General features: G+C 72.7%; 25 protein-coding genes and 2 pseudogenes. 12 read left to right on the forward strand and 15 right to left on the reverse strand.

Annotated features, from left to right (window positions below):
* Positions 1-25 precede the first annotated feature (25 nt).
* The 5 genes from P0R35_RS07155 to P0R35_RS07175 all read left to right on the forward strand — a co-directional run bounded on the left by P0R35_RS07155 (position 26) and on the right by P0R35_RS07175 (position 5,166).
* Complete coding sequence (locus P0R35_RS07155) at positions 26-1,417, forward strand: prolyl oligopeptidase family protein (protein WP_284014495.1); 1,392 nt, start codon at positions 26-28, stop codon at positions 1,415-1,417.
* Positions 1,315-2,214, forward strand: coding sequence for a prolyl oligopeptidase family serine peptidase (locus P0R35_RS07160; protein WP_284014496.1), 900 nt, complete (start codon positions 1,315-1,317; stop codon positions 2,212-2,214). Before P0R35_RS07155 ends, P0R35_RS07160 begins: the two co-directional genes overlap by 103 nt.
* Before the next feature lie 277 nt (positions 2,215-2,491).
* A complete protein-coding gene (locus P0R35_RS07165) occupies positions 2,492-2,875 on the forward strand; it encodes a DUF8159 domain-containing protein (protein WP_284014497.1) in 384 nt (127 codons plus the stop codon).
* Positions 2,872-3,819, forward strand: a complete 948-nt coding sequence (locus tag P0R35_RS07170) for an alpha/beta hydrolase (protein ID WP_284014498.1) — start codon at positions 2,872-2,874, stop codon at positions 3,817-3,819. Before P0R35_RS07165 ends, P0R35_RS07170 begins: the two co-directional genes overlap by 4 nt.
* Positions 3,820-3,936: 117 nt before the next feature.
* A complete protein-coding gene (locus tag P0R35_RS07175; RefSeq protein WP_284014499.1) occupies positions 3,937-5,166 on the forward strand; it encodes an ornithine cyclodeaminase, nickel-pincer nucleotide-dependent in 1,230 nt (409 codons plus the stop codon).
* A gap of 16 nt (positions 5,167-5,182) precedes the next feature.
* Here the strand turns inward: P0R35_RS07175 and P0R35_RS07180 are convergent, their stop codons facing one another.
* From P0R35_RS07180 to P0R35_RS07190, 3 genes are all read right to left on the reverse strand, one after another.
* Positions 5,183-5,722 (reverse strand): GNAT family N-acetyltransferase, encoded by a 540-nt coding sequence (locus P0R35_RS07180; protein ID WP_284014500.1) that lies wholly within the window; start codon positions 5,720-5,722, stop codon positions 5,183-5,185.
* Positions 5,723-5,855: 133 nt separating this feature from the next.
* On the reverse strand, positions 5,856-6,260 hold the full coding sequence (locus P0R35_RS07185) for a universal stress protein (RefSeq protein ID WP_284014501.1): 405 nt from the start codon (positions 6,258-6,260) through the stop codon (positions 5,856-5,858).
* A gap of 79 nt (positions 6,261-6,339) precedes the next feature.
* On the reverse strand, positions 6,340-6,741 hold the full coding sequence (locus P0R35_RS07190) for a universal stress protein (RefSeq protein ID WP_284014502.1): 402 nt from the start codon (positions 6,739-6,741) through the stop codon (positions 6,340-6,342).
* Between the two features lie 116 nt (positions 6,742-6,857).
* Here P0R35_RS07190 and P0R35_RS07195 point away from each other — a divergent pair, with 116 nt between their 5' ends.
* On the forward strand, positions 6,858-7,862 hold the full coding sequence (locus P0R35_RS07195) for a DUF7490 domain-containing protein (RefSeq protein WP_284014503.1): 1,005 nt from the start codon (positions 6,858-6,860) through the stop codon (positions 7,860-7,862).
* Complete coding sequence (locus P0R35_RS07200; protein ID WP_284014504.1) at positions 7,859-8,155, forward strand: DUF8060 family membrane protein; 297 nt, start codon at positions 7,859-7,861, stop codon at positions 8,153-8,155. The genes P0R35_RS07195 and P0R35_RS07200 overlap by 4 nt, the downstream gene beginning before the upstream one ends.
* Before the next feature lie 39 nt (positions 8,156-8,194).
* Here the strand turns inward: P0R35_RS07200 and P0R35_RS07205 are convergent, their stop codons facing one another.
* Together P0R35_RS07205 and P0R35_RS07210 are read right to left on the reverse strand one after the other, a co-directional pair.
* Positions 8,195-9,055 (reverse strand): ZIP family metal transporter, encoded by an 861-nt coding sequence (locus tag P0R35_RS07205; RefSeq protein ID WP_284014505.1) that lies wholly within the window; start codon positions 9,053-9,055, stop codon positions 8,195-8,197.
* Between the two features lie 41 nt (positions 9,056-9,096).
* On the reverse strand, positions 9,097-10,626 hold the full coding sequence (locus P0R35_RS07210; RefSeq protein ID WP_284014506.1) for a molybdopterin-dependent oxidoreductase: 1,530 nt from the start codon (positions 10,624-10,626) through the stop codon (positions 9,097-9,099).
* A gap of 101 nt (positions 10,627-10,727) precedes the next feature.
* Here P0R35_RS07210 and P0R35_RS07215 point away from each other — a divergent pair, with 101 nt between their 5' ends.
* Both P0R35_RS07215 and P0R35_RS07220 read left to right on the forward strand, forming a co-directional pair.
* A complete protein-coding gene (locus tag P0R35_RS07215) occupies positions 10,728-10,877 on the forward strand; it encodes an HVO_2523 family zinc finger protein (protein ID WP_284014507.1) in 150 nt (49 codons plus the stop codon).
* A gap of 194 nt (positions 10,878-11,071) precedes the next feature.
* Positions 11,072-12,031: a phytoene/squalene synthase family protein gene (locus P0R35_RS07220; protein WP_284014508.1), complete on the forward strand. Its 960-nt coding sequence runs from the start codon at positions 11,072-11,074 to the stop codon at positions 12,029-12,031.
* A gap of 39 nt (positions 12,032-12,070) precedes the next feature.
* Here P0R35_RS07220 and cruF read toward each other — a convergent pair whose 3' ends face one another.
* The 3 genes and pseudogenes from cruF to P0R35_RS07235 all read right to left on the reverse strand — a co-directional run.
* Entirely contained in the window at positions 12,071-12,988 is a 918-nt protein-coding gene (cruF, locus tag P0R35_RS07225; protein WP_284014509.1) for a bisanhydrobacterioruberin hydratase, read from the reverse strand.
* A complete protein-coding gene (locus P0R35_RS07230; RefSeq protein WP_284014510.1) occupies positions 12,985-13,854 on the reverse strand; it encodes a prenyltransferase in 870 nt (289 codons plus the stop codon). Before P0R35_RS07230 ends, cruF begins: the two co-directional genes overlap by 4 nt.
* A 4-nt stretch (positions 13,855-13,858) precedes the next feature.
* Positions 13,859-15,400 (reverse strand): annotated as a pseudogene (locus P0R35_RS07235) (phytoene desaturase family protein); the annotation flags it as partial.
* 174 nt (positions 15,401-15,574) lie between these two features.
* Between P0R35_RS07235 and P0R35_RS07240 the strand changes: the two are divergent.
* Positions 15,575-16,273, forward strand: coding sequence for an SDR family NAD(P)-dependent oxidoreductase (locus tag P0R35_RS07240; protein ID WP_284014512.1), 699 nt, complete (start codon positions 15,575-15,577; stop codon positions 16,271-16,273).
* 57 nt (positions 16,274-16,330) lie between these two features.
* Here the strand turns inward: P0R35_RS07240 and P0R35_RS07245 are convergent, their stop codons facing one another.
* Both P0R35_RS07245 and P0R35_RS07250 read right to left on the reverse strand, forming a co-directional pair.
* A complete protein-coding gene (locus P0R35_RS07245; protein ID WP_284014513.1) occupies positions 16,331-17,239 on the reverse strand; it encodes a DUF106 domain-containing protein in 909 nt (302 codons plus the stop codon).
* 74 nt (positions 17,240-17,313) lie between these two features.
* Positions 17,314-17,940 (reverse strand): adenylate kinase, encoded by a 627-nt coding sequence (locus P0R35_RS07250; RefSeq protein WP_284014514.1) that lies wholly within the window; start codon positions 17,938-17,940, stop codon positions 17,314-17,316.
* Positions 17,941-18,066: 126 nt separating this feature from the next.
* Here P0R35_RS07250 and P0R35_RS07255 point away from each other — a divergent pair.
* Positions 18,067-18,529, forward strand: a pseudogene (locus tag P0R35_RS07255) (DUF7975 family protein).
* Positions 18,530-18,551: 22 nt separating this feature from the next.
* Here the strand turns inward: P0R35_RS07255 and P0R35_RS07260 are convergent.
* The 5 genes from P0R35_RS07260 to gatD all read right to left on the reverse strand — a co-directional run bounded on the left by P0R35_RS07260 (position 18,552) and on the right by gatD (position 21,705).
* Positions 18,552-18,785 (reverse strand): hypothetical protein, encoded by a 234-nt coding sequence (locus P0R35_RS07260; protein WP_284014515.1) that lies wholly within the window; start codon positions 18,783-18,785, stop codon positions 18,552-18,554.
* 65 nt (positions 18,786-18,850) lie between these two features.
* Positions 18,851-19,102 (reverse strand): hypothetical protein, encoded by a 252-nt coding sequence (locus P0R35_RS07265; RefSeq protein ID WP_284014516.1) that lies wholly within the window; start codon positions 19,100-19,102, stop codon positions 18,851-18,853.
* Between the two features lie 40 nt (positions 19,103-19,142).
* Entirely contained in the window at positions 19,143-19,391 is a 249-nt protein-coding gene (locus P0R35_RS07270; RefSeq protein WP_284014517.1) for a hypothetical protein, read from the reverse strand.
* 95 nt (positions 19,392-19,486) lie between these two features.
* On the reverse strand, positions 19,487-20,440 hold the full coding sequence (locus tag P0R35_RS07275) for a GNAT family N-acetyltransferase (protein WP_284014518.1): 954 nt from the start codon (positions 20,438-20,440) through the stop codon (positions 19,487-19,489).
* Positions 20,437-21,705 carry a Glu-tRNA(Gln) amidotransferase subunit GatD gene (gene gatD, locus P0R35_RS07280; protein WP_284014519.1) on the reverse strand — a complete coding sequence of 423 codons (1,269 nt, stop codon included), beginning with the start codon at positions 21,703-21,705 and terminating at the stop codon, positions 20,437-20,439. Before gatD ends, P0R35_RS07275 begins: the two co-directional genes overlap by 4 nt.
* 405 nt (positions 21,706-22,110) lie before the next feature.
* On the opposite strand from gatD, the gene P0R35_RS07285 reads away from it, so the two are divergent.
* The gene (locus tag P0R35_RS07285) at positions 22,111-22,410 is read left to right on the forward strand and encodes a DUF8526 domain-containing protein (RefSeq protein WP_284014520.1); all 300 of its coding nucleotides are present in this window, start codon (positions 22,111-22,113) and stop codon (positions 22,408-22,410) included.
* The last annotated feature ends 3 nt before the right edge of the window (positions 22,411-22,413 follow it).

Here is a 22,413-nt window from a genome sequence, read left to right on the forward strand (position 1 = left end):
TTCGGGGCGCCCCGGAGTTCGGAACGTGACCGACAGCGACGCCGACGCCGACGCGAGGAGCCGGCCGCCGGAGACGCCGCGGCGGCCCGTGACCGACGAGCTCCACGGGGAGTCGATCACCGACCCGTACCGCTGGCTGGAGGGCGACGACGAGGAGGTCGACGAGTGGACCGCGGCCCAGAACGACTACGCCGAGGCCGTCCTCGACACGCCCGCCCGCGCCGCGTTGGCCGACCGCTTCGCGTCGCGCGGCCGCGTCGACGAGTACGGCCCCGTCGACGTCGCCGGCGACCGCCTGTTCCAGGAGGTGCGGCGCCCCGACGACGAACAGCCGGTGGTGTACGCGTACGACGAGGCCGCGGCGGTCGGCACGGACGCCGGCACCGCGCTCGTCGACCCGAACGACTGGGCCGGCGACGGCACCGTCTCCGTGGACTGGTTCGTCCCCGGCCCCGAGGGGCGCTACCTCGCGTACGGCGTCGCCGAGGGCGGGGACGAACAGTACGACGTCCGCGTGGTCGGCGTCGTCACGGGCGAGCCCGTGGAGACCGTCGCCGACGCCGGCCGCACGCAGGCGGACGGGTTCGCGTGGGTCGCCGGCGACGCGCCGGACGGCGCCGACGCGACGGCGCCCGACCCGCGCGGGTTCTACTACGTCGCCACGGGCGTCGCCGACGGCGACGCGGACGCCGACGGGCAGTTGGACAAGACGGTCCGGTTCCACGAGTTCGGGTCGGGGACGGCGCCCGCGGCCGACCACGTCGTCGACGACGGCGTCGGCGAGACCACGTGGCCGACGCTGGTCGCCGACGGCGACGCGCTCGTCGCCCAGTACATGGAGGGGTGGGAGCGCACGGACCTGTACGGCTACCGCGGCGACCCGGCGACGGCGACGCTGGACCCGGTGGTGACGGGCGTCGACGCCGTGTTCAAGCCGACGATCGACGGCGAGCGCGACCGCCTCCTCGTGGCGACCGACCACGACGCCGCCTTCGCCCGCGTGCTCGCGGCGCCGCTCGCCGACGCGCTCGCGGGGAGACGCCCGCGCCGTGCGACTTCGACGAACTCGTCGCCGAGACGGACGCCGTCCTCCGCGGCATCGAACTCGCCGGCGACCGGCTGCTCGCGCACTACCACCGCGACGCCAGCAGCGAGGTGGTCGTCCTCGACGCCGACGGCACCCGCGAGCGGACGGTCGACCTCCCGGCGTTCCCGACCGTCGACGGGCTGGTGGGGGTCGGCGACGACCGCGACGCCGCCGCCGCCGGCGACGACCGCGACGACGGCGCGCCCGCCGACGTGGCGTTCTGTCGGGTGCAGTCGTTCGCCGACCCGCCGTCTGTCCGCCGCGTCGACCTCGCGGCCGGCTCGACGGAGACGCTGTGTGCCCAGTCGACGACCGTCGACGTCGACCTGACGACCAGCCAGGAGTGGTTCGAGTCGCCCGACGGCACCCGGGTTCCCGCCTTCGTCGTCCGGCGCGCCGACGTCGCGCCCGACGGCGACAACCCCGCGCTCCTCACGGGGTACGGCGGCTTCAGGGTGAACCGCACGCCGACGTTCGACCGCTTCCGGCTCCCGTTCCTCGCGGCGGGCGGCGTGTTCGTGCTGGCGACGCTGCGCGGCGGCACCGAGTACGGCGAGCCGTGGCACGAGGCCGGTCGCCGGGGGAACAAACAGCGCGTGTTCGACGACGCGCTCGCCGTCGCGGACGGCCTCGCCGAGAGGGGCTGGGCCGACCCCGACCGGATCGGCGTCACCGGCGGCTCCAACGGCGGCCTGCTCGTCGGCGCGCTGATCACCCAGCGCCCCGAGCGGTTCGCGGCGGCGCTGTGTCACGTCCCGCTGCTGGACATGCTCCGGTTCCACCGCTTCCTGCTGGGGGCGTCGTGGACCACCGAGTACGGACACCCGGAGGACCCGGAGGCGTTCGCCTCGCTGCGCGACTACTCGCCGTACCACAACGCCCCCGAGGCGGCCTACCCGGCGACGATGTTCACGACGGCGCTCGGCGACACCCGGGTCCACCCGAGCCACGCGCGCAAGATGATCGCGCTGGTGCAGGACCTGCACACGGGCACGGAGCCGGTGATCCTGCGCGTCGAGGACGACGCCGGCCACGGGGTGGGGAAGCCCACGTCGATGGTGGTGCGCGAACAGAGCGAGCGGTGGGGGTTCGTGTTCGACCGTCTCGGGATGACGACGCCCGAGTGACGGCGGGAGCGTCTCCCGGGTTCCCGATCGCTCCCGGGTCGGCGACCCCATCCCGAACGGGTGCCATCCTGAGGCGGTCCGGGTGCCCGTGTTTAGGTACGCACCTCGACAGGAGGTGAACTGCGCTTCACCGAGCGGTTAAGAGGGTGTGCCGCCTCTATCCGGTGGCGCCGGGGCGGAGGGACACAGTGCCTCTGACATGGACTCCCACCCACCGCCCCCGCCGTCCCGTTCTGCGCCCCGGAACCAGTAAGTCGGCTGCCACAGTACGACCGGTATGAGTATCGACGAGTCGACGCTCGCCCGGGAACTCCGGACCAACGGCATCGACGTCGAGGAGGTACGCGTCTCGCCGGAGCGCGTCGCGGTCGCGTACACGACGACGCTGCCCGGCGCGGCGCCCGACCACGCCGAGATGGGTCGCGTCTGCAACACGTTCATCGACCTCGCGGAGGCCGGCGAGTTCGACCCCCGCCGGATCGAGGCGACCGCCATCCGCTTCGAGACCGACGTCCAGGCGACGTGGTACGTCGACGCCGACTGGATCGAGGCGTTGAACACGTACCGCATCTCCGAGGAGGAGTTCTCCGCGCGCGTCCTCGACTCCGTCGACACGGACCCGGACGAGCCGGCGATCGTCGGCTCGGGGGGCGACCGGTGAGCGACGCCGTCGCCACGCCGGCACGCGACCCGGCCCGACGCGTCTCCGAGGGTCGCCCGTCGCGCGAGCGGTTCTCCACGCGGCGCCTCTCCTTCGACGTCGACGGCGACACCTGTGACGCGACGCTGTACCGCCCGCGCGACGTCGCGGACCCGGACGCGGTGATCCTCGGCCACGGGTTCGCCGCGGAGGCGTCGTTCGGGCTCGACCGGATCGCCGAACGGCTCGTCGCCGCCGGCTACGCCGCCGTCACGTTCGACTACCGGGGGTTCGGGGACTCGGAGGGGGAGCCGCTGGTGCTGCCGAGCCGACAGGTGGCCGACTGGAGCGCCGCGGTCGACCGCGTCCGCGCGGTCGCCACGCTGGGGGACGGCCTCGCGCTGTGGGGCGTGTCGCTGGCCGGCGGGCACGTGGTCCGCGTCGCCGCCGAGCGCCGCGACGTGGACGCCGTCGTCGCGCGCACGCCGTTCTCCGACGGGCGGGCGTTGCTGCGGAGCAAGTCGCCGACGTACCTCGCGCGCGCGGTCGGCGCGGGGCTGCGTGACCGCGTCGGCGGCCTCGTCGGCCGTCCCCACCGGGTGAAGGTGTACGGCCGTCCCGACGAGTTCGCGGCGCTGAACGAGCCGGGCGCGCTCGACGGCTACGCGGCGCTGATCCCCCGCAACTCGACGTGGCAGAACCGCACCCGCGCGCGGACGCTGCTCGCGCTCCCGCGGTACCGGCCGGTCGCCGACGCCGCGGACGTAGGGTGTCCGTCGCTGGTCGTCGCCGGCACCGAGGACGCGGTGGTCCCGTACGCCACCGCCGAACGGCTCGCCGACGCGCTGCCGGCGTCGTCGCTCGTCGCCCTGCCGATGGGGCACTTCGACCCGTGGGAGGACCGCTTCGTCGAGGTGCTCGCCCACGAGGTCGCGTTCCTCGACGAGGCGCTCGGCCGGCCGTAGCCGGGGGCGACCGCTCGGTCGGGTCGCCCGCGCGGCCCGGCGGCGACGGCACCCGTCGGTCGCGGCCGATATCGCGGGCACGGGGAGCTTTTCACGGACCGGGGGCGGAGGTGAGGTATGACTGTCAGCGACGTGGTCGAGTTGGAGGGCCACATCATCGACTCCGGCCTGATGGAGCGGGCGTTCACCGTCGTCATGGACCTGGGCGGCGAGTTCGACATCGAGGAGTTCTCGGTCGGCACCACCAAGACGGCGGAGTCGTACTGCCGGATGCGCGTCATCGCCGAGGACGAGGCGTCGCTCCAGCCGATCCTCCACGAACTCCACCAGTCCGGGGCGACGCTGGCGTCGCCGACCGACGCCACGCTGGAGCCGGCGCCCGCGGACAACGTCGTCCCCGACGGCTTCTACTCGACGACGAACCACCCGACGGACGTCCGCATCGACGGCGAGTGGGTGCCGGTCGCGGACATCGAGATGGACTGCGCCGTGGTGGTGGAGAACGGCGGCCCCGACGAGGTGACGGCCCGGACGAAGGTGCTCAACGCCATCGAAGCCGGCGACAGCGTCGTCACCGGCGACGCGGGCATCAGGGTGCGCCCGCCCGAGCGCCCGCGGGACTCCTCGGGGCCGTTCGGCTTCATGCGCGGCGGCGTCTCCGCCGAGCGCCCCTCGCGCTCGCTGATCCGCGACATCGCCGAGGCCATCGCCGAGACGAAGGCGCAGGGCGGGCGCGTGCTGTGTGTCGCCGGCCCCGCGGTGATCCACGCCGGCGGCGGCCCCGGTCTCGCCCGGCTGGTGCGCGAGGGGTACGTCGACGCCGTCTCCGCGGGCAACGGGTTCGCCGTCCACGACATGGAGCGGTCGATGTACGGCACCAGCCTCGGGATGGACGTCGAGACGATGGAACACCCGCGCAAAGGGCACAAACACCACATCTACACGATCAGCGAGGTGATCCGTGCGGGCGGCATCGAGGCCGCCGTCGAGGAGGGCCTCGTCGAGGAGGGCGTCATGTACGAGTGCGTCACGAACGACCGCGACTTCGTGCTCGCGGGCTCCATCCGCGACGACGGCCCCCTGCCGGACACGATCACCGACGCCGTCGAGGCGCAGAACGCCATCCGCCGGCAGGCCCACGAGGCCGACCTCGTGCTCATGCTGTCGTCGCTGCTGCACTCCGTCGCGGTGGGGAACTGCCTGTCGTCGACGACGCGGACCGTCTGCGTCGACATCAACCCCGCGACCGTCACGCAGCTGCTGGACCGCGGCTCCGCGCAGGCGGTCGGGATGGTGACGGACGTGGGGACGTTCGTGCCGATGCTCGCCGAGGAGCTGCTGGAGTAGCGTGAGCGGCGGCCGGTCAGTCCCGGCCCCCGTCCCACTCCTCGGCCAACAGGCCGAAGCGTCGCATGTCGACACGCTCGCCGTCGACGAACGCCTCGCCCCGGAGGACAGCCTCCTCGGCGAACCCGACCTTCTCCAGCACGCGCGCCGACGCCGGGTTCGTCTCGTACACCGTCGCGAACAGTTTGCCGGCGCGGCGTTCCTCGAAGGCGTACGCCGTCGCCTCGCGGACCGCGTCGGTCGCGTAGCCGTTGTCCCAGTCGGCGGGGGCGATCAGATACCCGAGGCTCCACGTGCCGAACGAGGGGTCGTGTCGCCGCCGGAGGCCGATGGTGCCGACCGGCTCGCCGTCGACGCACACGAGGAAGTTCGCCTCCCCGTCGCCGCCCAGCGAGTCGACCCACTCGCGCTCGTCGTCGAGGGTCTTCGGGACTCGGTTCGCGATGCCGGCGCGGACCTGCGGGTCGTTGATCAGGTCACGGAGGAACTCGGTGTCGTCCGCCTCGACCGTTCGTAGTTCCACGACTTCGCCGTCCCGGAACACTGCCCCAGCCATGGACTGGCCGACGGCCGGGACCGACTTGAACCCTCTACCGGCGTGGTACCGGATCACGCCAGCCATCGGCGGAGGGGGCACGGGACGACGAGGCAAGGCGAACGGACCGCGGCGGGTCGCGCGGGCGACGGTGTCAGACCTGCTCGCGCGGGACGACGCGGAGCGGGAGGTTCGACCCGAGGAGGATGTCCTGCGCGACGCTGCCGAACAGCGCCTTCCCGGTCGGCGACCGCTTGCGGATCCCGATCACGAACTCGTCGGCGCCGACCTCGTCGGCGTACGCGAGCACCTCGTCGGCCGGCTGGTTCCCGCGGATGAACTGGTGGGTCTCCACCGACACGCCGTCGACCGAGCCGAGTTCGGCCGCGACGGTCTCGAGGGCGTTCTCGCCCTCGCGCGCGTCCTCGGAGCTCGTCGCGTCGCCGCCGGGGTGGGCGTTGACCGCGTGGACCGCGTCGCCGGGAGCGAGGCGGTCGCCGAGGTAGTCGCACAGTCGCTCGCTGGTGTGCACGGAGTTGGTGGCGAGAACGAACAGCATCGTCGGATCCCCCGGCCCCCCGGCGCATAACCCTACCGCCGACCACGTGCGGCGCCCCCGTCCCGGCGGCCGCGGACGCTCACCGACCGCCCGACACCGGGACGACGCGGATCGGCACGGTCGAGTCCAGCAGGATGTCCCGTGCGACGCTCCCGAGCAGGGTCTTCGAGTCGGGCGTCCGCTTGCGCACGCCGATGACGATCTCGTCGGCCCCGTACCGGTCGACGAACGCGAGGACGTCCGCCGCCGGGGCGTTCCCCCGGACGAGTTGGTGCGTCTCGACGTCGGCGACGCCGGACAGCCGCTCGTTGACGACCGCGAGCGCCTCCGTGCCGCGCTCCAACTGCGCCCGCGAGGTGTGGTCGCCGCCGCGCTGGGAGTTGATCGCGTGGACCGTGTCGTCGTCCCCGAGGCGCCCCTCGAGGTAGTCGCACAGCGCCTCGCTGCGTTCGGTCGAGTTCGTCGCGACGACGTACAGCATACCCTGTGGGTCGCGCGCGGCCGTGGTAACTGTTCGACACGATCGCGGGCCCGCGGCGACGCCGCGACGTGTCGGAGCACAAAGCGTTTATCGCGGGCCCGTGCACCGTCGCCCGCATGACACGAGAACGACGGCTGGTCGCGGGCGCGGCCGTCGTCCTGCTCGTCGCCCTCCTCGGCGTCGCCGTCGCTCCCGGCGTCCTCGCGAACCCGGACGCCGAGGAGTTCACACGGCCCGGTCGGGTGTCGATCGCCGAGTCGCCGGCGATCACCCCCACGGAGGTCGACGGCGCGACGGCGACCCTCCGGCTCGACGCGCGCATCGGCCACGGCGGGCCCCCGACGGACAACGTGACCGTCCGCTACCGCGCGTACGACGCCGAGTCCGGCCTGTTGGTGGCGGAGACGACGACCGAACTCGACGAACTGACCGGCGACCGGAGCGTCCCGGTGAACACGAGCCTCCGCGTGCCCCGCGAGGGCGGCTACGTGATCGAGACGGTCGTCTTCCGCGACGGGCAGTCCGTCGACGGCGACCGGACCGAGGTGTCGGGGCTGGAGGCGCTGGGGACGGAGGTCCGTTTCACCAGGAGCGACGCCGTCCCGCCGCTGGCGGTGTCGGTCGCGTCGGTCGACGGCGACGCGAACCGGACGACGCTCTCGGTGGCGGCGTCGCTGACCAACGGCGGCGTCGAGCCCAGCGGCGACGTGCGCGTCGAGGTGATCCTCCGGCAGGCGGAGTCGAACCTCGTCGCCGCGCGCGGCGCGACGACCGTTGGCGACATCGGCCCCGGCCGCACCGCCGACGCGACGACCGAGTTGACCGTTCCCAGCGAGTACAACTACTACGTCGACGCGGCGGTGTACCGCGACGGCGTCCTCGTCGACACCGCGCGGTCGGTGGCGAACCTCGACCCGACCGAGACCATCGCGGCCAACGAGACGCGCCGCGAGGTCGAGTTCGAGGTCGGCGACTTCGCCGACGACGACGTGAGCGACGAGCGACGCGACACGCCGGCGGCGACCGAGACGGGCGCGTCGGCCCCGGGCTTCGGGCCGGCCGTCGCGCTCGTCGCGCTGGCCGGGACGGCGCTGCTGGCGGTCCGGAGGACGCGATCATGAGCGAGGAACACGCACACGACGGCGGCACGGAGGGCGTATCGACGACGGGCGAGGAGGAGGCCGGCGGGCTGGTCTCCGGCGACGTGAGCCGGTACGTGAACTACGTGCTGTTGGCGGCGCTGCTGTTGCTCGCGCTCGTGGCCGGCGTCCAGTTCTACACCGCCGTCTCGCGGACCATCACGCGGTGGGTCACCGACGACTACCGGTCGCTCGTCACCGCCGCGTTCAACCTCGCGGTGCTGTTGGTGGCGGCCGCGGGCGTCTCCCGGCAGATCCGTCGCCTCACGAATTGACTCCCCCGCGGGACCGCCGGCCCGCGCCGCGCCGTACCCCTACGCGACGACGAGCCACGCGAGGAACACCGCCAGCCCGCCCAGCGCCGTGCTCGCGACGGCGTGCACGCGGAGCCGGTCGAGGAGGGCGTGGGCGTCGCCCTCGTGTTCGAGCGACTCGTGGACCTCGCTGCCGATCTCACACTGCGGGAGGAAGTCCATCGCGACGTGGAGGAACACGCCGGTCGCGAAGCCGAAGACGACGCCGCGCAGCGGCGCCGACGTGGGGAGCGCGAGGAACGAGGAGGCGACGGCGGCGACGCCGACGCCGGCCGCCGGCAGGAGGACGGCCGACCAGTCGCCGCCGCGGCCGACGAACCGGTGGACCGCGGCGTACCCCGCGGGGCCCTTGTGCGAGACGATGGCGACGCCGAGCAGGAGGCCGGGGTCCGGCATGTTGCCGTAGACGATGCCGATGATCGCGCCGGCGCTGACCGCGTGGGCGGTCAACTCGGCGAGCGACCGGTCGATGGGGAGGTCCATGTGTGCCAGCCGGTGGCCGAGCGTGTGGGCGCCGTACCCCACGAGCAGGCCCAACGCCACGCCGAAGCCGCCGTACCGCGGGTGTTGGCCCATCGCCTGCGGGAGGACGAACACCGCGGCGCTGGTGATCATCGCGCCCGCGGCGAGGCCGTACCCCCACACGAGCGTCCCGGTGTGGGTGCTCGGCGTCCGTCCGCCGAACCAGCCCGCGATCGCCATCCCGGCGAACGCGATCCACGCGATCGCGAACAGGTGTGTCCGACCCGTGAGGAGCGCCAGCGCCGTCGCCGCCACCAACGCGGCGGCGGAGACGACGCCGAGGGTCCGGCCGCGGCCCGTCGCACGGACACCGGCGGTGTCGGTGCTGTGGTCGGTCATGTTGCTAACGCCGAGACTGCGATTAATAACGCCTCCGATCGTTACGGGCGGACGGTCTCGGCGACCCACCCCGACGCCCCCGAGGGGTACGGGTCGGTCTCCGCGCTCGGCTGGACGGTGCCGTCCGCCTCGACGGCGCGGACGACCACCTCGTGGGTGTCGGTCGCCTCGTACTCGTGGCGCCAGCCGCGCCACGCGTCGGCCGCCTCGCCGGCGCCGACGGCGGAGTCGTCTGGCGCCGCGTCGGCGGGCGTCGGGCCGGGGAGGCGCTCGGTCAGCTCCGCGTCGGTCCACGTGTCGCCGCCGTCGGTCGACACCTGCACAGCCGAGACGCCGCGGGTGCCCGCGTAGGCGTGGCCGCCGACCGACACCGTGCCGTCGTCGCGGGGCTCGACGTGGTGGAGTTTCGCCACCGTCGACACCGGGCCGGTGCCGTGCCAGCCGCGCTCCTCCCAGTAGCCGGTCGCCTCCTCCTCGAGCACCTCGATCTCGGTGAGCCACTTCACGTTGATCTCGCCCCAGTGGCCGGGGACGAGCGCCCGGACGGGCGCGCCGTGGCCCTTCGGGAGCGGGCGGCCGTTCATCCCCCACGCGAGGAAGCCGTCCTCCAGCGCCGACAGCGGGAACTCCTCGTAGTAGTCGTCGGCCGCGCGCAGCATCACACAGCAGCCGTCGGGGTCGACGCCGGCCTCCTCCAGCAGGGGGGCGACCGGAACGCCCGTCCAGAGGGCGGTGTCCGTCTTGCGGCCGTTCCTCGGGTCGCCGACGCACCGCAGCGTCTCGAACCGGTGTTCGGCCGCCCGTTCGCGCAACTCCGCGAGGTCGAACGTCGCCTCCTCGCGGACGGCGCCCGTCACCGAGAGGGTCCACTCGTCGGCGTCGACGTCCGGGTCGGCGGCGTTCTTGTCGACCACGTAGAACGACTCCGACACGAGCGGCTCGGCGCCGGACAGCGAGAACGACCGCGCCGCCGCCGTCTCGAGGAGGCGCCGCGCCAGCGGGTCCGGCTCGGGCGTCGCGGCCTCGTCCTCGGATCCGGTCGCCGCCCGGACGGCGCGGACGAGCGGTCCCGCGCCCGCGGCCCCCAGCGCGACCGCGGCGACACCCGTCGAGCGCAACAACCCCCGCCGGTCCGCCCGATCCACCGGCCCCGTCGCCGCGCGGCCGCCGAGGGCGACCGCCGCCCCGCCGAAGAGCCCGCCGACGACCGCGGCCGCCGGCGTGATCGTCAGCAGGAACGCCGCGAACGCCTGGACGGCGCCCACGAGGAACACCGTCTCCGCGCGCTCGCGGCCGGCGCCGCGGCCGAACCGGGTCGCGAGGAGCGCGAGGCCGCCGAACAGCGCGACCGCGAGGCCGGCCGACCCGACGACGAGGAGCGGTTGCGCGGTGCTCCCGAGCCCCTGGATGCCGGAGGCGAGGACGGCGTCGGGCAGCGCCAACAGCACCGTCTGTGCGATCGCGACGACGACCCACCGGGGGGTGAACCCCGTGAGGAGGAACGTCCCGGCGACGACGGCGACGCCGGAGGCGGCGAAGACGGCGAGGCGGCGGGGGTCGGGGGGCTCCATTCGTGCGTACCACGGGTCGCCGCCGTAAATCGGTTCCGCGGCCTCCGACCCGCCCGGCCCGCTATCCGAACGGCTATGCGCGGGGCGGCCCGAGTCGACCCATGGGCGACGCCGACGAGACGACCGGGGAGTCGGTCAAGCGGACCCGACCGTGCCCGTACTGCGGCACGGCGATGGTCCACCGCCACTGCGAGTACGTGTGTCCGCGACACGGCGTGGTGTTCGACTGTTCGGACCCCTTCTACGGGTGAGGCGCGCGCGCCGGGACGCGACGTGTGCCGACGACACGGATCCGGATCTGACGGAATTCCGTCGGGTCGGATCGGCCGGGAAACCGCAAGCCGCGAGTCGCACCAACTGTTATGGTGTCGGCCGTCGTACCGGACAGTATTCAAATGCGTCGACGTCAGGAATCCGCCGGAGCGTGGGGTGCGCCGACCCAGCGATGGTAGCGGACGACCAGATCGCACGGAGCAAGCGCATCCAGCAACGCACGGGGAAGACCTTCCACTTCGCGACCCGCGTCCTCCCGGAGCGCGTGCGCGAACCCACCTACGTGTTGTACGCGTTCTTCCGCGTCGCCGACGAGGTCGTCGACGCCGAGGACACCGCCCCGCCCGACGAGCAGCGCCGGGAGCTCGACCGCCTCCGCGACGCCGCCCTCGGCCGCACGCCGACCGACGACCCGGTGCTGTCGGCGTTCGCCGAGTTGGTGGAGGAGCACGACATCGCCCACGCCGACGTGGAGACGTTCGTCGACGCGATGCGCTCGGACATCGACACGGAGCGGTACGAGACGTACGCCGACTTGGAGGCGTACATGGACGGCTCCGCCTCCGCGGTCGGGCGGATGATGACCGCGGTCATGGACCCCGAGGAGCCGGAGGCGGCGCTCCCGCACGCGACGGCGCTGGGCGACGCGTTCCAGCTGTCGAACTTCCTGCGGGACGTGCGCGAGGACATCGTCGACCTCGACCGCGTGTACCTGCCCCAGGAGACGCTCCGCGAGTACGGCGTCACCGAGGCGCAGCTGAAGCGGTTCGAGTTCGACGAGCGCGTCGAGGCCGTGATGCGCCACGAACTGCGCCGCGCGGAGTCGCTGTACAAGGAGGGCGTCGCGGGCATCAAGTACCTCCCCGAGGACTGCCAGTTCGCGGTGTTGCTCGCGGCGGTGCTGTACGCCGAGCACCACGCCGTCATCCGCGAGCGCGGCTACGACACCCTCACCGCGACACCGGAGCTGTCGACGTACCGCAAGCTGAAACTGCTCGCGAAGACCCGGTGGGCGTGGTTCCGCTGCAAGGACCCGGAGACGGTGTTCCGGCGCGTCTCCTGTGTCCCGTACGGCGACAGCGAGCCGAACCGCTCGGGCGCCGGTCACGCCGACCGCGTCCCCGCGCGGTAGCTCCCTCCCCGGCTCCGTCGGAGCGTCTCCCCGGCTCCGTCAGAACGCGTCCCGCAACAGCGACGCGTCGAAGCGGTCGGCCCGCACGAGACCGACGCCGATGCCCGCCGCCACGACGGCGGCGACCGGGTTCCAGAACCAGAGGTTCACCCCGCCCCACAGGAGCACGAAGCTCACCATGTCGTCGAGGACGAACTCGCAGTCGGCCAGCCGGCGGCGCAGGGCGGCCCGGTCGAACGCCGCGTCGAGGACGACCACCGCGACCGTCGCCGAGACGACCCACCCCGCGTAGTTCGACAGCGGGACGCCGTAGAACCCCTCGCCGGTGAGGACGCCGAGCGCGCCGGCGTCGGCGTACCCCGTGTACGCCCAGAAGCCGAGCGCGACGGCGCCCGGGTCGAGCACCACGTCCATCGTGAGCACGAGCGCGATCACCGCCAGCAGGCGGACGAGGGTGCGCTCGGCGCGGTCGCCCAACAGGAGCAGACACAGCAGGTAGGCGTTCGCCACGAGCGGGAGGAAGAACACCGGGAGGCCGAGCGGGACGCCGCCCAGCTCCGGCCCGAGCGCGACGAGGTACTCGAACTCGCCGTACGGCCAGCCGGTCGTCACGCCGACGTACTCGACGCCGTAGGCGTACGCCGACAACAGCCCGATCCCGGCGAGTTCGCGCCGCCCCACGAGCGGCGCCAGCCCGACGACCAGCGGCGAGCGCATCACGAGCGTCCCGAGCAGGATCATGCCGCCGTTGAACGCCAGCGGCTCGAGGAGCGTCCCGTCGAACACGCCCTCCGCGCTGGCGACGAGCAGGACCGCGCCCACCACCGGGAACACGACGGAGATGGTGAAGCGGTTGTCGCGGACGAGCGCGTCGAGGCGCGTCTCCGCCTCGCGGCGGTCCGTGGGGAGCGCCTCCCGGAGGTCCGCGAGGCGGCCCGCGCGGGTGTCGGAGCTCACGGCAACACCGCCTCCGGCGGGACGATGCGGGTGAGCGCGCCCATCGTGAGGACGGCGCCGACGACCGTGTTGATGGCGGGGTACCACCAGTACGCGCGGTCGACCGCGATCCCCGACCAGTAGATGCCGAACACGACGACCGGGTACGCGAGCAGGAGGACGCCGATGCGGTTGTCGACGACGGCGAACGCGACGGCCGACGCGAGCCAACAGACGGCGCAGTAGGCGTACGTCCGCTCCTCGCCCAGCACCGTCGCCGTGGTACGGATGCCGGCCTCGCGGTCCGGTACGATGTCCGGGATGGCCGAGAACGTGTGCATCCCCATCGCCCACAGCCACGCGCCGACCAGCGCCGCGAGCGGCGGCGCCTGCCCGGCGACCAGCGCGAACGCGGCCGCGCCCGGCAACACGTACAGCCCGTTGGACACGGAGTCGAGCAGGGGCGTCGTCTTGAACCGGAACGGCGGCGCGGAGTACTCCGCCCCGAGCAGGAAGAAGCCCGCGAGGAACGGCCACGCCGCCGTCGGCGTGATCGCGAAGGTGCCGGCCCCGAGCACGAGCGAGCCGACGACGACCGCCGGGACGAGCGGCCCGCCCGCGTAGCGGACCTCCTTGGCCTCCTTCTTCGGGTTCGCCTCGTCGACGTCGCGGTCGAACACGTCGTTGACGCCGTAGAGGAACAGGTTCGCCGGGAGGACGAAGTAGCCGAACAGCAGGACGTTGGCGGGGCGGAACAGCTCCGGGACGCTCGCGGCGCCGAAGGCGACGCCGACGACGACCGGGCCCGCGAGGTAGAACCAGAAGCGCGGGCGCGACAGCTTCAGGAGGTAGCGGCCCCGCGCGGCGACGCCGGCGTACGCCTCCATCCGTCTACGCGGACCCGGCCATCACTTCCGCCGTGAGCAGGCCGGAGATGAGACACATCGGGACGCCGATGCCGGGCGTCGTCGTCGACCCAGTGAAGTAGAGCCCGTCGACCTTCGCGGACTCGTGGCCTGGGCGGAACGGTGCGGTCTGGCGGAGCGTGTGCGCGAGGCCGAGCGCGGAGCCCTTCATCGAGTTGTAGCGGCCGGCGAAGTCGTCGACGCAGAACTCCTTCTCGTAGACGAGCCGGTCGCGCAGGTCGACGCCCGTGTTGGCGGCGATGTCGTCGAGGACGAGCGAGCGGTACCGGCTCCTGAGTTCGGGCGTGTCCTCCAACCCCGCGGCGATGGGGACGAGCACGAACAGGTTCGAGTGGCCCTCGGGAGCGACGGTGTCGTCGGTCTTCGAGGGGACACACAGGTAGTAGGCGGGGTCGTCGGGCCACGCGGGGTCGTCGAAGATGGCCTCGAAGTGGTCGTCCCAGTCGGTCGGGAGCACGAGGGTGTGGTGGGCGAGTTCCTCCACGTCGCCCTCGACGCCCATGTACAGGAGGTACGCCGACGGGGCGTACGTGCGCGACTCCCAGTAGTCGGCGTCGTACTGGCGCTTGCGCGGTGCGAGCAGTTCCTGCTCGGTGTGGGCGTAGTCGGCGTCGCTCACGACCAGGTCCGGGTAGTACGCCTCGCCGGCGCCCGCGGTCGGCGTCGCGGCCGCCGCGCCGCCGTCGGCGACGGCCCCGACCGCACCCTCGGCGGGGTCGCCGGCGGCCGTCTCGACCTTGAAGCCGCCGCGCTGCCCTTTGATCGCCGTGACGGGCGCGTTCGTGACGTACTCGACGCCCAGTTCCGACCCCACCTCGACGATGCCGTCGACGACGGCGCCGATGCCGCCGTCGGGGTAGTAGACGCCGAGGTTGAAGTCGACGTGACTCATCAGGTTGTACAGCGCCGGCGTGTTGTGCGGCGACCCCCCGAGGAACACCAGCGTGTACTGCATGATCTGCTGGAGCTTCGGGTGGTCGAAGTACTCCTCGACGTGGTCCTGCATCGAGCCGATCAGCGACAGCCCCCACGAGTAGCGGAGCACGTCCGGGTCGACGAAGTCGCGGAGGTCGTCGCGGTGCTCGTACACGAAGTGCTCCATCCCGATCTCGTAGTTGCGCTCGGACTTCCGGAGGTAGTCGTCGAAGGCGTCGCCCGCGCCCGCCTCGTACGACTCGAACGTCTCGCGGTTCTGGTCGAGGTCGGGGACCATGTCGACCCGGTCGCCGTCCTTGAAGAAGATCCGGTAGTGCGGGTCGAGCCGCGACAGCGTGTAGTAGTCCGACGGCTCGCGGTCGAAGTGGCCGAAGAACGTCTCGAACACGTCGGGCATCAGGTACCACGACGGGCCCATGTCGAAGCGGAAGCCGTCCTCCTCGAGCACGGAGGCACGCCCGCCGAGCTGTTCGTTCTTCTCCAACACGGTGACGTCCGCGCCGGCGTCCGCGAGGTAGCAGGCGGTCGAGAGGCCGCCGAAGCCGCCGCCGATCACGACCACGTCCTCGCCGGCCAGCGAGGAGCGGTCCCGAGGTGTTCGCATTGGACGATTTACACCCCGGTGGTTGATAAAGAGTGGGCGGACGCGCCGGCCGACCGCGGGGTCGCGATCGGGACGCCGTCGTTCGACTCGGACGGCCGCCGCGCCCACAACCGATACGTCCGTGCCGTCCCATCGACGGGTATGGACGAAGCAACAGTCGTCGTGACGGGCGGCACGCGGGGCGTCGGCCGTGCCGTCGCCGCGGCGTTCGCCGCCGAGGGCGCCCACGTCGTCGTCTGCTCGCGGAACGGCGACGACGTGGACGGGACCGTCGACGCGCTCGCCGAGTCCGGCGACGTCTCCGGGCTCCGCGCCGACGTGCGCGACGAGTACGACCTCGAACGCCTCGTCGAACACGCCGCCCGCGCGGGCGCCCGCGAGGGCATCGACGTCGTGGTCGCCAACGCCGGCGTCAACCACGGCACGCCCGGGGAGATGCCGCTCGGCGAGGAGCCGTACAGCCGCTTCGACGACACCCTCCGGACCAACGTGCGGGGCGTGTTCGCCACCGTCCACGAGGCCGCTCCCCACCTGACCGAGGGCGCCCGCGTGCTCGTCCCCTCGGGGTCGATCGCCCGCGAGGCCAAGCCGGGGATGGGCGCGTACGCGGTGTCGAAGGCCGCCGCCGAGGCGGTCGTGCGGCAGGCGGACGCCGACCTCGACGCGACGGCGATGACGCTGGACCTGGGTCTGGTGGACACCGCGCTCACCGGCCATCAGGGCGGGCGCGACCCGGCGGACGTGGCGCCGATGTTCGTGTGGGCGGCGACGGCGGCCGACCCCGAGGAACACGGCGGCGGGGTCGTCGGACTCAGGGAGTGGAAGACGGCGACGCGGTAGCCGCGTCGCGGGCGGCGTCGCCGCGGGCGGTCGGGAGAAGCGGTCGGTCGCGTCGGCTTACGTCGACGGCGACATCGAGATGTTCAGCCCCTTCTGGATGATCTGGGTGAACGCCATCGAGCACAGGAAGTACCAGATGATCCACGTGGGCATGATGAACAGCGTCTCCGTCCACGCGACCTCGCCCCAGATGGGGACGACGATGGGCTGGAGGTTCGTCCACACGCCCTCGGCGCCGCGGAACCCGATCCCCCAGTACATCCACAGGAACGCGGGGATGGTGAACACCATGATCCACACCATCGGGCGGAACTGCTCTTTGAACATGCCGAGCTGGTCGCCCATCGCCTCCATCTGCTCCTCCTGGATCGCCTCCATCGCGTCGTCGTCGCCGCGCTCCTTCGCCTCCTTGCGGCGCTCCTGGATGTCCTTCATCCGCTGTTGGTACGCGGCCATGCGGTCCATGTCCATCAGGTTCGCCCGCAGGAGCGTGGAGTACAGCCCGGTCAGCGTCGCGATGACGATGATCACCGCGTACAGCGGGAGGACGTCCTGCAGCGGCCCGAGCACCGTGTCGATGCTCCGACCGACGACGTTGCGCACCGGCCCGTAGGAGTAGCCGACGAAGAACAGCAGCGTCACGACGCCGGCCGCCTTGTCGTAGATGCTCCAGGAGGCGCCCTCGGAGTCGGGGATGTCGACGTCGCTCCCGGTCGCCAGGTCGGACTCCTCGGGGGACTCCAGCCCCGCCTCGATCGCCTCGCGGTCGGCGAGGGCGAAGCCGGACTCGCCGTCCTCGAGGACGCCGCGCTCGATGAGCCGGCCCCACTGGCCGCTCGTGAGGTCCTCGCGCACGTCGACCCACTGGATCTCGCCGTCGTCCGCGCGCTCGAGGACGATCTCGATCGCCTCGCGCATCTCGGGCTCGCCCGCGAGCTCCCGAACGCGCTTCTCGATTCGTGCCATTACCCGCGGTAGGCGACAGCCACGTAAGAAGGTTGTACTCTCGGCGCCGCCGCGCGGGCGGCTCCCGCCGCCGCTCAGCCCTCGACGACGTCGCGGAGGTTCTCGAACACCTCGTCGGGCGTCCCCTCGCCGGACACCTCGACGAGCGATCCCTCCTCCCGGTAGTGTTCGACGACCGGCGCGGTGTTCTCGCGGTAGACGCGCAGGCGCTCGCGGACGGTGTCCTCGGTGTCGTCCTCGCGCTGGACCAACTCCCCGCCGCACTCGTCGCAGACGCCGGCCTCCTCGGGCCGGTCGAACTCGACGTGGTAGTTCGCGCCGCACTCGTCGCAGACGCGCCGACCGGTGAGCCGCTCGACGAGCACGTCCTCGGGCACGCTCAGGAACACGACGTAGTCGAGGTCCGTCTCCTCGCCGAGGAACTCCGCCTGGTCGAGGTTGCGCGGGTAGCCGTCGAGCACGAAGCCGTCGGCGTCGGCCAGCGCGGCGACGACGATCTCGTTGACGACCGGGTCCGGCACGAGTTCCCCGGCGTCCATGAACTCGCCGGGCGTGCCGTACTCCGTCTCCATGTCCTTGTTCTGGCGGAGCGCGTCGCCGGTCGTGATGTGGTCGAGGCCGTACTCGGCGGTGAGGCGCTTCGCCTGCGTCCCCTTCCCCGCGCCCGGCGGTCCGAGCAGCAGGATTCGGTGGTCGCTCATACCTGCTCGGTCCGGGGCCACGGTGAAAGGCGTGCGGATTCCGGCGCGGTTCGCGGGCAGAGACGGTGACGCCCCGTCCACGGCCGACCGCCCGGTTTTTGCGTCGCTCGCGAGTAGGGAGGGGGTATGACCCGCTTCGACGCCGACACGGCCGCCGACCGCCGGAAACTGTTCGCCGACGCCGTCACCGCCCACCGCGAGCGGGGGGAGCGCGTTCCTCACCGTCGAGGTCGAGCCGCCGCGCGAGCCCGTCGAGTTCGGCGCGTCGGGCGACGCCGCGGCGGACGACGAGGGGGACGACGACGACGACGACGCGTCGGCTGAGGCGCCGCCGCCGTGGATCCAGTTCGCCGAGAAGACGTTCAACCTCGACTGCACCGACGAGGAGCTGTCGCGACTGCACGACCTGCTCGACGACTACCCGGAGTTCCGCATCGACGCACAGGAGACGCCCGAGGAGGCCGAGGGGACGAACGTCCGTATCTCGGCGCGCTCTGACGCCAACCGGCTCGCCGGCTTCCTCGACCGCGCGTTCGTCGCGGTGTACGACCGCCCCGAGGACTACCGCGCGTGGGTCGTCCAGATCTGAGCCGACGACACCCCGTCCACCCTCACCGGCGCGTGACGAGGAGGTACAGCCCGGCGACGACGAGCGAGCCGACGACCGTCCCCACCGCGCCCGCGACGGCGCACGCGACGACCCACAGCTCGAGGCTCGCGACGTCGCGGGCCATCGCGTCGCGGTACAGCCAGTAGACGACCGCCAGCGGGAGGACGACGACGAACACCACGAGCAACAGCACCGAGCTTCCGGGGATCGCGCCGAACAGCGTGGCCGCGGCCATACCCCCGCGAGCGCACGCGGCGATATAGCCGTTGGCCCCGCGGTCGCGGTCCCGGACGGCCCGGGCTACTCGCGGCCGACGAGGACGTACAACAACAGGACCGCGCCGGCGCCGAACACGGAGACGAACAGCCCCGCCAGCACCGTCGCGAGCGCCCACAGGGTGGCGTCGTCGTTGCCGCGCGCCGTCGCGTCGCGGTACACCCAGTAGGCCATCCCGATCGGGATCAACAGCCCGAACACCAGGAGGAAGATGAAGAACACGATCAGCAGCTCGACGCCGCCGGGGAGTCCGGCGAACAGCGGGAGGGCAACCATATCCGCCGATCGACACCTCCCCAGTTAGTTCCGTCGACAGTCAGTCGCGGATGACGACGAGGTAGTACACCGCGAACGCGAGGAGGAAGCCGACGAGGTTCAACAACAGCGACGCCAGCGCCATCCCCCCGGCCCACAGCTTCGGCGAGTCGGTGCGGCGCCCCTTCGCGTCCTGGTAGGTGAAGTAGCCCACGACGACCGCGACGATCACGTTGAGGAGGCCGAAGATGCCGGGGTCGATGAAGCCGAACTGGAGCGGCGGCGCAGCGGTCGCGACTGTGAGGTCCATGTCGCCCGACACCACCCCGGGGAGGATAACTCCGGCGGCGGTCGCCCGGCCCGTCCAGCACCCGGGCCGTCCGTCGCCGTCGGACCGCCCGTGCGTCAGTACAGCGACCCGTCGGTGAGGTCGGCCGCCATCACGAAGTCGGGTTCGTCCGACACCGCCGTCCGCGTCGCCGCGGCGTCGGACACCCACCGCGCGCTCTCGGGGATCAGGATCCGGGTGGCGTCGACCCCCCGGGCGGCGGCGTCGCGGGCGACCGCGTCGGTCAGCGCGTCGAGCGCCGCGGCGTCGGCCCACGCGGCGACGTGGTAGATCCCCCACGTCACCGGCTCGCCGTCGTCGTCCTCGCGGTCGTACGTGTACGCCAGCGCCGACATCGCCCGGGTGCCGCCGTCGCGCACGACGAACAGCCCGTCGCGGTCGGCCGCCGCGCGGAGGTCGTCGCGGGTCAGCTCCGAGCAGGCCCACGACTCCGCGGCGTCGAGCGCGAGCCCCCGGAGGTGGTCGCGGGCGTCGCTGGCGCTCCAGAACGCCCACGCGGCGTCCGGGTCCGCGACGACGTCGAGGTCCGGGTCGGCGTCGGCGTCGGGGTCGGGCTGGAGCCAGCGGAACTCCGTGGCCGGCCCGAAGCCGACCGAACGCGACTGCCCGAGCCCCGCGACGTTCCACGAGAACACCATGTTGCGACAGACCACGGCGCCGTTGTCGCGCGCCCACCGGAACGCCGCCCGGGACAGCTCGGGCGAGAGGCCGTGCCCGCGGTAGTCGGGGTTGACACGCATCGCCTGCGCCCACGCCTCCGAGTCGGACAGCATGACGCACTGGAGCACGCCCGCGACGTCGTCGCCGTCGTCGACGTCGATCACCAGCGTGTGCTGGGCCGGCCCGTCGCCGGCGACCATCTCGCCGAACACGTCGGGCAGGTAGTCGCCGTGTCTGTCCCCCCACGTGTCCCGCGTGAAGCGGACGACGTCCGCGACGTCCGACTCGCGCGCCTGCCGGACGACGAAGCGGTGGTCGGCGTCCTCGCGGGTGACCTCCCGCTCGGTCATACCCAGGGCTTCGACTCCTCGGTGAGTTCGCCCGCCAGATCCCGGCCCATCGCGTCGGCGGGGTCGGCGGCGTTCGCGAGCGCCCACATCAGCTTCACCTTCGCCGTGCCGGGGAGGGTGTCGCCCGCCTCGACGACGCCCGCGTCGAGCAGGTCGCGCCCCGTGTCGTACACGCGGTCACAGACGCGCCCCTCGAGACACTGGCTCGTCATCACGACGGTCGTGCCGTCCGCGACCAGCTCCTCGAACCGAGGGATGAGGTCCGTGTGGACGTGGCCGAGCCCGGTCCCCTCGATCACGACGCCCGACTTGCCGTCGAGGTACTCCAGCGCGGCGGGGTCCATCCCGGGCGTGAACTTCACCAGTTCGACGTCCTCCACGAGATCGGGCGCGACGTCGAGGTCGCGCTCGCCGCGGCGGGCGTACTCGCGGCCCTCGCGGAACGACACCGCGATGTCGGCCTCGTCGGTGCCGTAGTCGACGCGGCCGAGCGGCTCGGCGCCGACCGTCTCGAAGGCGTCCCGGCGGGAGGTGTGGTTCTTCCGGACGCGGGTGCCGCGGTGGAGCGCACAGTAGTCGTCGGAGGGCGTGCCGTGCATACACACCATCACCTCGGCGCAGTCGGCCTTCGCGGCCTCGACGGCACAGACCGCGTTCATCACGTTGTCCGAGGAGGGGCGGTCGGCCGAGCGCTGGCTCCCGGTGAACACGACGGGCACCGGCGTGTCGAGCACGAACGACAGCGCCGACGCGGAGTACTGCATCGTGTCCGTGCCGTGCATGACGACGACGCCGTCGGCGCCGTTCGCGACCTCCTCGCGGACCGCCTCGGCGAGCTCCGTCCAGATCGCCGGGTCCATGTTCTCCGAGAGGATGTTGGCGACGACGCGCCCGCGGTAGTTCGCGCGGCCCGCCAGGTCGGGGACGGCGCGGAGGACGTCCTCGGCGTCGAAGCGGGCGGTGACGGCGCCGGTGCGGTAGTCGACGGTCGAGGCGATGGTGCCGCCCGTCGAGATGAGCGCGATCGTCGGCAGGTCGTCGTCGAACTCGACGGCGGAGGCGTCGCCGTCGTCGGTCTCGTCGCCCACGTCGCGGGCGCCGCCCTCGAGGACCTCGACGCTCGCGTCGGCGCGGTCGACGCCGACGTTGTACCCGCCCTCGAGTTTGAGCACGAGGTGATCCTCGTCGCTCGACGGCATCAACACGCCCTCGTCGGTGACGGCCGCGTGCTCCACGCGGACGCGGTCTCCGGGGCTCGGGGTCATACGTGCCGGTAGCGGCCGGGGCGAACTTGAACCTGCCCGTCCGCGACCGCCGCGGCGACGGCGAACAGGCCGGCGGAATCCCCCGTAGTCCGGCGGTCCCGGCCGCGTCGTCACGCCCGAAGCCGGCCGCGCCGCGGCGGCGCGTCGACACAAGAACCATATTCGCCCGCGGCGCAGTAGCCTCCATGTCGAAGAGCCTCGAGGAACTGCAGGAGCCGCCGACCGGGACGTGGGGGGCGACGACGCGGCCGCCGGCGGGGGACCGCGGACGCGCCGGCGGAGACGGACGGGGACGCCGAGGCGACCGACGGTTCGCGCGCCCGCCTCGGCCGGTCCCCGTTCTCGGCGAAGGGGTTCGCCCTCACCCTGCTCGTCCTCGTCGCCGGGCTCGTCGCGGGGTCGGCGGTGCCGTTGGTGGGCGGGCTGGCGCGCTACGTGGGGCTGTTCGCGGCGGCGTTCGCGCTCGGGCTGGCGCGGTCGCGGCGGGCGTACCTCGAGACGGCCGTCGCGGGGGCGCTCGCGGCCGGCGGGGCGTTCCTGCTCGGGACGCTCTCGGCGGGCGGGGTGCTCCTCGGGACGGACTTCCTCGCGGAGAACGGCGTCGCCGTCGCGGGCGTGGGCGTCACGGTCGGCGTGCTCCTGTCGGTCGCGGGGCTGTACTTCGGGCGCGACCTCCGCGACGGGCTGACGCGGGACGTCGACTGAGCG

The organism is Halobaculum litoreum, assembly GCF_030127125.1.
Classification (GTDB): Archaea; Halobacteriota; Halobacteria; order Halobacteriales; family Haloferacaceae; genus Halobaculum; species Halobaculum litoreum.

Excerpts from the sequence above, each read along its gene's own strand:
- P0R35_RS07165 (WP_284014497.1), top strand. The coding sequence starts at position 2,492 with ATGAGTATCGACGAGTCGACGCTCGCCCGGGAACTCCGGACCAACGGC.
- P0R35_RS07175 (WP_284014499.1), top strand. The coding sequence starts at position 3,937 with ATGACTGTCAGCGACGTGGTCGAGTTGGAGGGCCACATCATCGACTCC.
- P0R35_RS07180 (WP_284014500.1), bottom strand. The coding sequence starts at position 5,722 with ATGGCTGGGGCAGTGTTCCGGGACGGCGAAGTCGTGGAACTACGAACG.
- P0R35_RS07185 (WP_284014501.1), bottom strand. The coding sequence starts at position 6,260 with ATGCTGTTCGTTCTCGCCACCAACTCCGTGCACACCAGCGAGCGACTG.
- P0R35_RS07190 (WP_284014502.1), bottom strand. The coding sequence starts at position 6,741 with ATGCTGTACGTCGTCGCGACGAACTCGACCGAACGCAGCGAGGCGCTG.
- P0R35_RS07195 (WP_284014503.1), top strand. The coding sequence starts at position 6,858 with ATGACACGAGAACGACGGCTGGTCGCGGGCGCGGCCGTCGTCCTGCTC.
- P0R35_RS07200 (WP_284014504.1), top strand. The coding sequence starts at position 7,859 with ATGAGCGAGGAACACGCACACGACGGCGGCACGGAGGGCGTATCGACG.
- P0R35_RS07205 (WP_284014505.1), bottom strand. The coding sequence starts at position 9,055 with ATGACCGACCACAGCACCGACACCGCCGGTGTCCGTGCGACGGGCCGC.
- P0R35_RS07210 (WP_284014506.1), bottom strand. The coding sequence starts at position 10,626 with ATGGAGCCCCCCGACCCCCGCCGCCTCGCCGTCTTCGCCGCCTCCGGC.
- P0R35_RS07215 (WP_284014507.1), top strand. The coding sequence starts at position 10,728 with ATGGGCGACGCCGACGAGACGACCGGGGAGTCGGTCAAGCGGACCCGA.
- P0R35_RS07220 (WP_284014508.1), top strand. The coding sequence starts at position 11,072 with ATGGTAGCGGACGACCAGATCGCACGGAGCAAGCGCATCCAGCAACGC.
- P0R35_RS07230 (WP_284014510.1), bottom strand. The coding sequence starts at position 13,854 with ATGGAGGCGTACGCCGGCGTCGCCGCGCGGGGCCGCTACCTCCTGAAG.
- P0R35_RS07240 (WP_284014512.1), top strand. The coding sequence starts at position 15,575 with ATGGACGAAGCAACAGTCGTCGTGACGGGCGGCACGCGGGGCGTCGGC.
- P0R35_RS07245 (WP_284014513.1), bottom strand. The coding sequence starts at position 17,239 with ATGGCACGAATCGAGAAGCGCGTTCGGGAGCTCGCGGGCGAGCCCGAG.
- P0R35_RS07250 (WP_284014514.1), bottom strand. The coding sequence starts at position 17,940 with ATGAGCGACCACCGAATCCTGCTGCTCGGACCGCCGGGCGCGGGGAAG.
- P0R35_RS07260 (WP_284014515.1), bottom strand. The coding sequence starts at position 18,785 with ATGGCCGCGGCCACGCTGTTCGGCGCGATCCCCGGAAGCTCGGTGCTG.
- P0R35_RS07265 (WP_284014516.1), bottom strand. The coding sequence starts at position 19,102 with ATGGTTGCCCTCCCGCTGTTCGCCGGACTCCCCGGCGGCGTCGAGCTG.
- P0R35_RS07270 (WP_284014517.1), bottom strand. The coding sequence starts at position 19,391 with ATGGACCTCACAGTCGCGACCGCTGCGCCGCCGCTCCAGTTCGGCTTC.
- P0R35_RS07275 (WP_284014518.1), bottom strand. The coding sequence starts at position 20,440 with ATGACCGAGCGGGAGGTCACCCGCGAGGACGCCGACCACCGCTTCGTC.
- gatD (WP_284014519.1), bottom strand. The coding sequence starts at position 21,705 with ATGACCCCGAGCCCCGGAGACCGCGTCCGCGTGGAGCACGCGGCCGTC.